Genomic DNA, 9410 nt, shown 5'->3' with positions numbered 1-9410 from the left:
AAGGTCCCGTCGCCGAGGTCCGCGGTGATATGAACTTCACCATGGACAGCAACTGTTACTATGATACGCGTGGTGAGGACGCCTTGCTTTTCCCTGACGGGATGACGCTCTCGCAGTGGCAGGAAAAGGGATTCGATCGGAATTCGGTCATCGCGAACCCCGGGTTCAGGGACATTGCGCACGGTGATCTCTCGTTCGACCAACGCGCTCCGCCACTTGCCGCGATCGGATTCATGCCGCTCGATATCCCTCTGCCGATAATCGGTGCTCCTCGTCCTGACCGTGCTGCCGATGAGCGCACTGCCGCACTGTTCGACCTTCCGAGACGCGGCGGCACTGCGGTGGTTTCACAGGTGCGATTCGCCGCCGACGGAAGCGCACTGCCTCCCGCGGACGGGGGGAATGCCAGCGAGCATCTTCTTGCGTGGTGGCAGTTCAATGGCACTGAGAAGGCATCGTCACCGATGAGCGGGGCATTATCCATTGGTGCGCGTATCGCCGACGGCATGATCGGTAATGCGCTCCTGCTTGACGGGGCCGGCGGGCGCATGGATGTGAAGGCACATAGATCGCTCGCACTCCTTGAGAGCATGACGGTGTGTGCATGGGTTCGTCCCCTTGCCGAGCAGCGGTATAAACGCGGTGCCGGTGTTGATGTGCATGCCGGGATAATCGAGAGTGCCGGTCAGTCATGGCGGCTTACGATCGTCGAGAACGCTGCGCCCTATTCGGTGAAATTCGGGGTTAATTTCAAGGGGCTCAAAGAGATCGCGTCACAGAGAACGATACCAGCGGACGCATGGACATTCGTTGCCGGGATCTACGATGCAGAGGCAGGTGAATTGCGCGTTGCCGTCAATGGAACAACGGCGGCACGGATACCGCTGCCCCCCGCTGCCAAAATCCGTACGGAGAACACGATCACCATCGGCGCCCGCGACCAGCGTTCTTATTTCGGTGGAGCGATCGACGAGCTGCGTATCTATGGGGCAGCACTTTCGGATGGCTCGCTCGCGGAACTTGCCGCCCGAAAGAAGTGACAGAACAGGATGTTCCTGTCCTGAATTTCGCGCGGCGCCTTGACACCTCACGGTCTTGGCCGTATAGTGCACTCCATGCACGAGAAGAAGAAAGCCATTGTCCGCTCCTCGGCGAAAATGTCCGTCATGACCATGATAAGCCGTATCTTCGGTCTCGTGCGCGATCAGCTGCAGGCGCATTTTCTCGGCACGACAATGCTCTCCGATTCGTTCTCCGTGGGGTTCCTCATCCCGAACCTCCTTCGCCGGCTGTTCGCGGAGGGTTCGATGACGGTAAGCTTTGTCCCGGTGTTCACCGATGTCGAGCATGCACGCTCGAAGGCAGAGACACAGCGTTTCCTCTCATCGTTCTTCACCTTGCTCGCGCTCATACTCGTTGTTGTGACCGTGCTCGGTTATTTCGCTGCACCGCTTATCGTAAAGCTCCTCTATGCATCACCGAACGTGCTGCCGGAGAAATACGATCTGACCGTTACGCTCACGCGCATCATGTTCCCGTATATCATGTTCATATCGCTCGCCGCGGTCGTACAGGGCGTGCTCAACGTGCACGGCAATTTCACCGTACCGGCATTCACTCCGGTGGTGCTCAATATCGCGATAATCGGAACGGTGCTCCTCGTTCATTTCTGCATGCCGGGTCTGTTCCCGAACCTCACCTATGCGTTCGCGTTCGGCACGATGGCAGGCGGCTTCTGTCAGCTTGCTTTTCAGCTGCCGTTCCTCTGGAGAACGGGATATTCATTGTATCCTTCATTCGCGTTCAATGACCCGAAGATCGTGCGTGTGGCAAAGCTGTTCGCGCCCGGCATCATCGGGGTCGGCATCTACCAGGTCAATGTGCTCGTTTCCTACGGATTTGCAAGTTCGCTCGGTGACGGCCGCATCTCTGCGCTCATGTTCTCGTCGCGGATCAACGAGCTCACCCTCGGCATATTCGCCGTTTCCGTCGCAACGGTCATGCTCCCCACACTGAGCAGGGAATTACTTGCGAAGAATATCGATGCGTTCGTGTCCTCCATGTCCTATTCCGTGCGCATCATAGCGCTCGTTACGATCCCTGCGACCATCGGTGTCTTCGTCCTCGCCGAGCCTATCGTGAGCCTCTTGTTCCGCTTCGGGAAATTCAACGCAGATTCGGTGCATCTCACCGCCGACGGGCTTGTGTTCATAAGCATAGCCCTTTTCTTCATCGCTGCGTATCGCATCATCGCACAGGCGTTCTATTCCCTGAAGGATACCCGCACACCGGTCGCCGTCTCTGCGCTTGTATTCGCCATGAACGCATTGCTGTGCTTTGTGTTTACGCGCATCGTTCCGATGGATATCCGCGGCATAGGCCTCGCCAATTCCCTTTCGAATATCGTCATGTTCGTTCTGCTCGTCGTTCTGCTCATGCGCAGGCTGAGAACGAACGTGCTTCGGGATGGGCTCGGTTCGTTCCTCACGACGATAGCCGCGGCCGTAGTCATGGGTGCCGCCGCTTTCGCGCTGAAATATTTCTTCCTGCCGCCGACCCTCGATAAGCTTTCGCTCGGCGCGCGGCTCTTCGGCATCATCGCGGTCTCTATCGCCGTCTATGTCACGTGTAATGTGATTTTTGGCAATAAGGATATGCGTGAATTCGCATCCGCGCTGGCGGGGAAATTGAAGCGAATGAGAAAAGGGTAGGGGGCGGGCAATGCAGTCGAAACGGTTCACGGTCGGTGTCGTCACCATGTGCGTATCGGTAGCGGTAGTGTTCATGGTATCATGGATGACAGCCCCCGATCTCAAGGAGTACGAAGCGCTCATCGAACCTCGCATCATCGAGCGTGCTGATGAACGTATGCTCACCGTGACCGCGAGCGGCGACATCGCCAGGATAGGGGGTTTTGCCAAAGAGGTCGCAGCGAAATATTATCGTGTGGTAGCACGTGATTTCCAAATGCCGGGATATAATCCCCTACGTGCACGCTTCGAACAGGGCAAGACGGACCGGGTATGCTATGGGCTGCCGGTATCACCGCTCATGCGGGAATTCTTCATAACGAATGAAGCGCCCTATTCCGTCGCGGTATCGACGTGGACGAACGGCATGACCGCTGAGATACTGCATAAAGGCCCCTATAAATCAATGGGCAAGACGATCGATCGACTGACCAATTTTATCCATACGGAAGGATATGCGCCGCTCTCCATTCGGGAAGAGGTGTATGTGAGCGCTCCCGCGGGGCTTTTACAGAGAACACCGACAACGCTCATTCGCATACCGGTAAAACGGAGGAATACGCAATGAAAGCGACGTTGCTATTACTTGCGGCCGTGCTCGTACTGCACGCGAAGGAATTCGCCACATACGGGACGAATAGATCCCCGGTCGTCGTGTTTTCCGTCCAAAACCGGTCCGCATACAAGAACATGGGAAGAACGGTGCAGGATGTCATGGTCGACAGGCTTGCACGCTCCGGCCGTTTCCTCACGGTGACGGGTGCAGCACGCCCTGTCGGCTCTCTGCAGAGCGGGAGCACCGCTACCAACGATGATGTGTTCTATCTCGTTCCGGAACTTGCGCAGGTGAATTATCGCGTTCTCGTTGAAGAGAAAAAAGAGGAGAAGGACGATATCGATACGAACGGCACGAAACGTGTCACTACATACCGCGAGACCGAGTATCGGGGCGAAGCGAGCATTCGGGTGTCGATATACGACAGCGCCCGAACGACCGTGTATTCAGATTTCATATCGAAGCGTGCGAGCTATTACCGCATCGATAATCAGCGAAGCTGGCTCTATGACAAGAACGGCATGCTTATCGGGGAAGAATCCCGCAGCATTGCGAACGAGATCGTTCAGATGCTTCTTGACGCCGCTCTTGATTCGGCAAAGATACTTATCGCCGGGACAGGGAAAGGGATCGATCCGGAAGAAGAGCTGCCGATGCGTGCCGTTACCGACGCCGCTACCGCGGCTGTCCATGCGATGCTTTCCAGTATGAAAATGAAAGGTTCCGTCATCGCAGTCGCCGGCGACCGTATTTCCATCGACCTGGGGCGATCGACCGGGCTGTCCTCGCGCGTGAACATCGCTGTGCGTTCAGGTAATAGCGAAACGGTGTATCAGGCGTTCACACCCGGGCCGATGACGACCGATGCTTCCTACGTGCGCGGGCCGACGAACGGCATACGCATAGGCGCGACATTGGAAGTGATAGAACCGGTGTTCCGGCCGGATGCCATGTTCGCATCCCTGTTCGTTCCCGGTTTAGGACATCTTGCCAACGGCTTTGTCAGCGAGGGGATTTTTTTCATGCTTGCAGAATCGGCGCTTATCGGCAGCGTTACTTATTGTGGAATATCGGTAAGCCAGAAGGTGAGGAGCGTTCCTGTTGCCACGCAGTACGATCTCTGGAAGGATGCCGCCGGAATAGCGCTTGTCGTTACCGGGGTAATGCTTATCGGTATCCATATCTACAGCGTGGTCGATGCAGCCGTGCTCGCGGACGCATATGAACCATTCTCCCTTCGTATCGATAAGAACGCACGGATCGGTTATGCCTTCTCCCCGGAACGGCATTCGATCGGATTTTCAGTACGTTTTTGACCGCCTATTTCGAGCGGATCGATCTCCTGTTCATATCCGCCTCGGTCTGATATTCACGTATTTCCTTTGCCGTTCGCAGAGCATTCCATCCGAGCAGTTTTGCCATTTCGGCCGCTATCGCGCGCGCTGTTCTCATGCCGCCGTCCGCCTCGGTGAGCGAGAGGCGTAAGCGCCTGTCCATGATATCATCCAGGCGCATCGCCTGTTCCTCTTCTACGAAATAGCGTATGAGCGCTCGCGGTATGCGTACATCCGTACCGACATGCTTCGCAAGGGCGCGGTCGCGAAGCGCGATATCGTTCACGCGAAGTGCGATATCCGTATAACCCATGTGACCGACGATGAACTCAGTAGCCGGCTTTGACAGCGCCATTGTACCGTGTATCTCTTCGCGGGTCACGAGCTTCTCTTTCCTGTCCCCCGGCATGAGGGCAGGGCAGGTGCCTCGCTTTTTCAGCACCGTGAGCGCGGCATCAAGCGCCTGTTTCGCCATGACGCGGTATGTCGTGAGCTTGCCCCCGCCGATGGATACAAGATTGAAGGGATCATGCACTATGATACGGTGCTCACGCGAGGTCGTGCGCTCATCCTTGCCCTCGGAAAAAATGAGCGGACGCAGGCCTGCGTTCGTTGAGAGTATCTCGCTGCGATCGATCGAGCCGGGAAAATAGTGTTCGTAATTATCGAGAACATAGTCGACATCGGAGCTGTCGGCGTATACGGCATTGTAATCGCCTTTGTAATCGGTATCCGTCGTGCCGAGAAGGTTCACTCCCGGCTTCCACGGGACATAGAACAGTATCCGCTTCGATCTCGAATCCGATATTACAACGGCATCCTTCGAGTCCCCGGGTTTGGCGGCGACGAAAAGGTGAACGCCCTTGGACGCCCGTATCACCCGCGGATGGGCCTTGTCGAAAGAGTGAATGACTTCCTCAAGCCACGGCCCCGCGGCGTTGATGATGACGCGTCCGTGCGCCTCATACTCCTTGCCGGTAAGGGTGTCCTTTATCTCGACTACGCGTATCTCGTCGCCCGTTTTCCCGAAGCCGCTTACCTTTGCATAGTTGAGCGCATGCGCCCCGCGATTGCGCGCGGCACGGAGCGTCTCCAGCACGAGGCGGCTGTCGTCGGTTCGTCCGTCGAAGTACTCCGACGACGACACGAGTTCGTTCGGATTGAGGCGCGGCGCTATCCCGAGCGTCCCCTTCTTCCAGCGGAACCGGTGGAGCTTCGGTGCGCGGAACAAAGCGAGCGCATCGTACAGGAACATCCCCATTTCGAGGAACCAGAACGGTACGCGGTCCTTCTTATAGGTCGGGAAGAGAAAGGGGAGCGGATCGACCGGGGCGATATCGAAGAGCGTCGTCCGCTCATGGAGCGCTTCGAACACAAGATGGAAATACATCTGCTCGAGATAACGCAGCCCGCCGTGCACAAGCTTCGAGGAACGCGATGATGTGCCCCAGGAAAAATCCTTTTTTTCAAGGAGAAGCACGGACAGCCCTTGCAGCGCTGCTTCATGGGCAATGCCGGCGCCGGTAATACCGCCCCCGATAACGATGACGTCATAGGTGGTCGTTTTCAGGCCGGTAAGGATTTCGCTGCGTTCCTGAGGCATGGATAACTCCTTCGTGTTCAATGATTTTCGTAAAGATGGTTATTGTCGGTAATGATGCTTTCGACAAGGGGCCACGCGCTGCTTTCCGCAAGGTTACGTACATCGGCGGCACCGTTCACCGTCCAGATATTCAGCGGCTTGTTCTGGTCCGCAAGCTCTTTGCCGTGCGATGTCAGTATATTGAAATGAGGATGCAGATAATCCATCGATGCGATGACGTCAGATGGCGCGTGCTGTAGTTCTGCGATAGCGCCGAAAAGGAAACCAAAGCGTATGCCGAGCTCGCTCATCGCAGCACGGGTGCGGCGCAGCATGTCCGGCGAAAATGAATGCAGTATTATATCGCGGCGCGGTGCATACGACGTAAGAAGCTTTCTCAGTGCTTCAATGAGCGTGTCATAAGCGTAGGGATAAGCCTTTATCTCGATATAGAGCGCCGTTTTGTGATCGGTCGCTGCAAGTACATCCTCAAGGAGCGCCATTGGTTCGCCTGCGAAATGGGGGTGCGCTCTCGTTATCTGTGCGATAGCAGCATATGCTGTGTTACGTATGACGATATCCTGCCCGACGATCTGCTTCAGATCGGCATCATGCCACATGACGATGCGGCCGTCGCCGGTCAGCTGTATATCGATCTCAATACCCGCCATCTCGGGCGAACCAAGTCCGAGGGCGCCGCGTATCGCAGTGAGGGTGTTCTCCGGCCAGGACATAGCAAAACCCTTATGGGCGATGATGCCTGGTCTCTGGTGAGGCGACATTGTTTACCACCGAGTTAACTAATGGTATATATAATACTAACATCGCCGGATTTGTCAAGACAGCATGGCGCATCCGATTGACAAGCGTGTACACACGACGTATACTCCGGGTAAACATGCTGGTAAATGGCGGTACACAATGGACTTGGTGCACATCGCGCGTACGGTGAAAGAGAACAGGCAGCGGCAGCAGCTCACCATCGATGCAGTGGCGAAAAAGACCGGTGTCAGCAAGGGGTTCATATCGCGCCTGGAGAATTTCCGGGTCACTCCGTCGCTCAAAACGCTTTCGGCCATAGCCGCTGCGCTCGGCATAACCATGTCGCATTTCTTCGAGACTGATAAAACAGCCCCGCCGTACGTATTCAGCTCGATAGCCGACGGCGAACGCATCGATCGTGACGATGCGTAGGCATACGGCATGTGTTATTTCGCTCTTGCGTATCAGAAGCCTGATCGCGCCATGCGCCCCTTTCTTGTGTCCTATGCACCATCAAAGAAGCAGCGTAAATTCCTCATGCATGATGCCGAGGAATTGTTCATCGTGATCGAAGGCTCGCTCGATTTTTATCTCTACGATGAGACGAAGTGCCGCAGGATGAAGAAAGGGGAGCTCGCCTATCTTGCCAAGAACATCCCGCATACGGTGCGTCTCCCGAACGGCGTGAAAACCGCGAAGGCGCTGATAATCTATCAGTGAGCGCTTTGATACATCGGCGTTGAAATGGCACCGGTATGTTCATCGGGGCACACCCCGGCATGAGACGTGCGCGTTCGAATGTCCATGTACACTTCGGGCGTCTTATAACTTCCACTTTTTAATCGATTCGCGGGTGTTCCTGTCAACCGGTACGGACATCGTCCAGGGCGTGCCGCAGCTGATGCGTATCGTGACAATTTGATCCACTGCATCCGAGTACGATGCAAGAGCCTTCGCCGCAAATGCAATCGTATCGTCATTCACCGCATCGGATACAAGTGCTGACGGCCCGGGAATATCCACCGATTCAAGGTACACTTCATTCTTCTTTTTGATCGAAGCCAAGTGCTCATTCTGTGATCTGTTGCGCCCCACGATCACTTTCGCCGCATGATACCTGAAGTGACGACCCACTTTGAGCAGGTTCAGTTCGCGCATCGATACGTCATTTTGATTGTCCAGAAGGTCCTTGAGACGGCGGGCAAAAGCCGGATCGGTGAGCAGACATCCGCCCGCAGCGCATGGGTACTCGGCAATCGAATATTCTTCGGCGCGTTTCATCTGTTCTTCGCGGCTGCGTCCCTGGATAGCGCCGAGTTTCTCCCGGTCAATGATGCCGTCGCGCTCCGCATCCGTCGGAGGCAGGAGTTTTGCCGATAACGGGCGCAGCAATTTTCCCGTAAGCCCCGACTCCTCTTCGATGATATCAAGCGCTCGGCGATGCTGGCTCATCGGCCGTTGGCCGAGCACTTCACCGGTGAACAGGAACGCAGCACCGATGGATTCTGCATATTCCTTTGCTTTCCGAAGGATGAATATCCTGCAGTCGATACAGGGATTCATCGCACGCCCGTAGCCGTGTTTCGGTGAGCGTATAACATCGAGATACGCAAGCCCTTTTGGTATCGTTACCAAAGGTATGCCGAACGCCTTCGCAGCAACCGCACTGTGGCAGACGCCCGCGGAATCACAGGTGCAGAACGGCGATGTGAATTTCAGCGCCGTCACGGCCACCCCCTGGTCGAGGATCATTTTTACCGCGACCTGCGAATCAAGCCCGCCGGACAGGAGCGCAACCGCACGAATGTTCGAGTCATTATCCATGATCGCAGCCTTTCTCAGATGCCTGCGCCGTCTTCAACGATATCGGCGACCGCTTTGAACGCCTTCTGCTCCGCATCCGCGTTCTTCCCGCTGACGATGACCTCGAGTTCGCTTCCATGCGTTGCGCCGAGAAGCAGCATCTCCATCATGGAACAGGCGTTCGCGCGGTCGCACCCCCTGCAGAGGAAGACATGCGCATCGTGCTGCGCGCATGCCTTGACTATTTTCGATGCGACGCGCATGTGCAATCCGTATCTGTTCTTCAGGCGTATAGTCTTCTTTACCATGGGTTTTCCTGCTTAAAAGAACACCGGACGCATGTTTTTTGCACACGTCCGGTGTGATCGATCATCCTCAGGCGTGAGCGGCGCTACTTCTGAGATATCGCGAGCCCGTCTTCGAGCGATGCGAGTATATCGTCGATATGCTCAAGACCGATCGAGAGGCGTATCAGGTCGGGTGTCAGTCCGCTCGCCTTCTGCTGCTCTTCGGTAAGCTGTGAATGCGATGTGCTTGCCGGGTGCAGCGCGAGCGATTTCGCATCGCCGACATTCGCCAGGTGGGAGAAAAGCCCGGGATTATTGATGAATTTCTCGCCCGCC

11 protein-coding genes are annotated in these 9410 nt (G+C 55.9%); 6 read left to right on the top strand and 5 right to left on the bottom strand.

Annotated features, from left to right (window positions below; translation table 11 throughout):
- From AABZ39_13745 to AABZ39_13730, 4 genes are all read left to right on the top strand, one after another.
- A partial coding sequence (locus AABZ39_13745) for a LamG domain-containing protein (protein MEK6795840.1) occupies positions 1 to 1040 on the top strand: 1040 nt, incomplete at its 5' end.
- 75 nt (positions 1041 to 1115) lie between these two features.
- A complete protein-coding gene (gene murJ / locus AABZ39_13740; GenBank protein MEK6795839.1) occupies positions 1116 to 2711 on the top strand; it encodes a murein biosynthesis integral membrane protein MurJ in 1596 nt (531 codons plus the stop codon).
- A 10-nt stretch (positions 2712 to 2721) separates the two neighbouring features.
- Positions 2722 to 3318 carry a hypothetical protein gene (locus AABZ39_13735; GenBank protein ID MEK6795838.1) on the top strand — a complete coding sequence of 199 codons (597 nt, stop codon included), beginning with the start codon at positions 2722 to 2724 and terminating at the stop codon, positions 3316 to 3318.
- Positions 3315 to 4622: a hypothetical protein gene (locus AABZ39_13730; GenBank protein ID MEK6795837.1), complete on the top strand. Its 1308-nt coding sequence runs from the start codon at positions 3315 to 3317 to the stop codon at positions 4620 to 4622. Before AABZ39_13735 ends, AABZ39_13730 begins: the two co-directional genes overlap by 4 nt.
- Positions 4623 to 4626: 4 nt before the next feature.
- Here AABZ39_13730 and AABZ39_13725 read toward each other — a convergent pair whose 3' ends face one another.
- Positions 4627 to 6243, bottom strand: coding sequence for a glycerol-3-phosphate dehydrogenase/oxidase (locus AABZ39_13725; protein MEK6795836.1), 1617 nt, complete (start codon positions 6241 to 6243; stop codon positions 4627 to 4629).
- Between the two features lie 17 nt (positions 6244 to 6260).
- Entirely contained in the window at positions 6261 to 7004 is a 744-nt protein-coding gene (locus AABZ39_13720; protein MEK6795835.1) for a glycerophosphodiester phosphodiesterase family protein, read from the bottom strand.
- Between the two features lie 139 nt (positions 7005 to 7143).
- Here AABZ39_13720 and AABZ39_13715 point away from each other — a divergent pair, with 139 nt between their 5' ends.
- Positions 7144 to 7416, top strand: a complete 273-nt coding sequence (locus AABZ39_13715) for a helix-turn-helix transcriptional regulator (protein MEK6795834.1) — start codon at positions 7144 to 7146, stop codon at positions 7414 to 7416.
- A 9-nt stretch (positions 7417 to 7425) separates the two neighbouring features.
- A complete protein-coding gene (locus AABZ39_13710) occupies positions 7426 to 7704 on the top strand; it encodes a cupin domain-containing protein (GenBank protein ID MEK6795833.1) in 279 nt (92 codons plus the stop codon).
- A 102-nt stretch (positions 7705 to 7806) separates the two neighbouring features.
- Here AABZ39_13710 and AABZ39_13705 read toward each other — a convergent pair whose 3' ends face one another.
- From AABZ39_13705 to AABZ39_13695, 3 genes are all read right to left on the bottom strand, one after another.
- A complete protein-coding gene (locus tag AABZ39_13705) occupies positions 7807 to 8808 on the bottom strand; it encodes a hypothetical protein (GenBank protein ID MEK6795832.1) in 1002 nt (333 codons plus the stop codon).
- Positions 8809 to 8822: 14 nt separating this feature from the next.
- Positions 8823 to 9095 (bottom strand): HPr family phosphocarrier protein, encoded by a 273-nt coding sequence (locus tag AABZ39_13700; GenBank protein ID MEK6795831.1) that lies wholly within the window; start codon positions 9093 to 9095, stop codon positions 8823 to 8825.
- Between the two features lie 83 nt (positions 9096 to 9178).
- Positions 9179 to 9410 (bottom strand): PLP-dependent transferase (locus AABZ39_13695; protein MEK6795830.1); only part of this gene is annotated, 232 nt, incomplete at its 5' end.

Source organism: Spirochaetota bacterium, assembly GCA_038043445.1.
Taxonomy (GTDB): domain Bacteria; phylum Spirochaetota; class Brachyspiria; order Brachyspirales; family JACRPF01; genus JBBTBY01.
The sequence above is the reverse complement of the archived record's forward strand: the minus strand, read 5'-3'. Positions and strand labels throughout refer to the sequence as shown.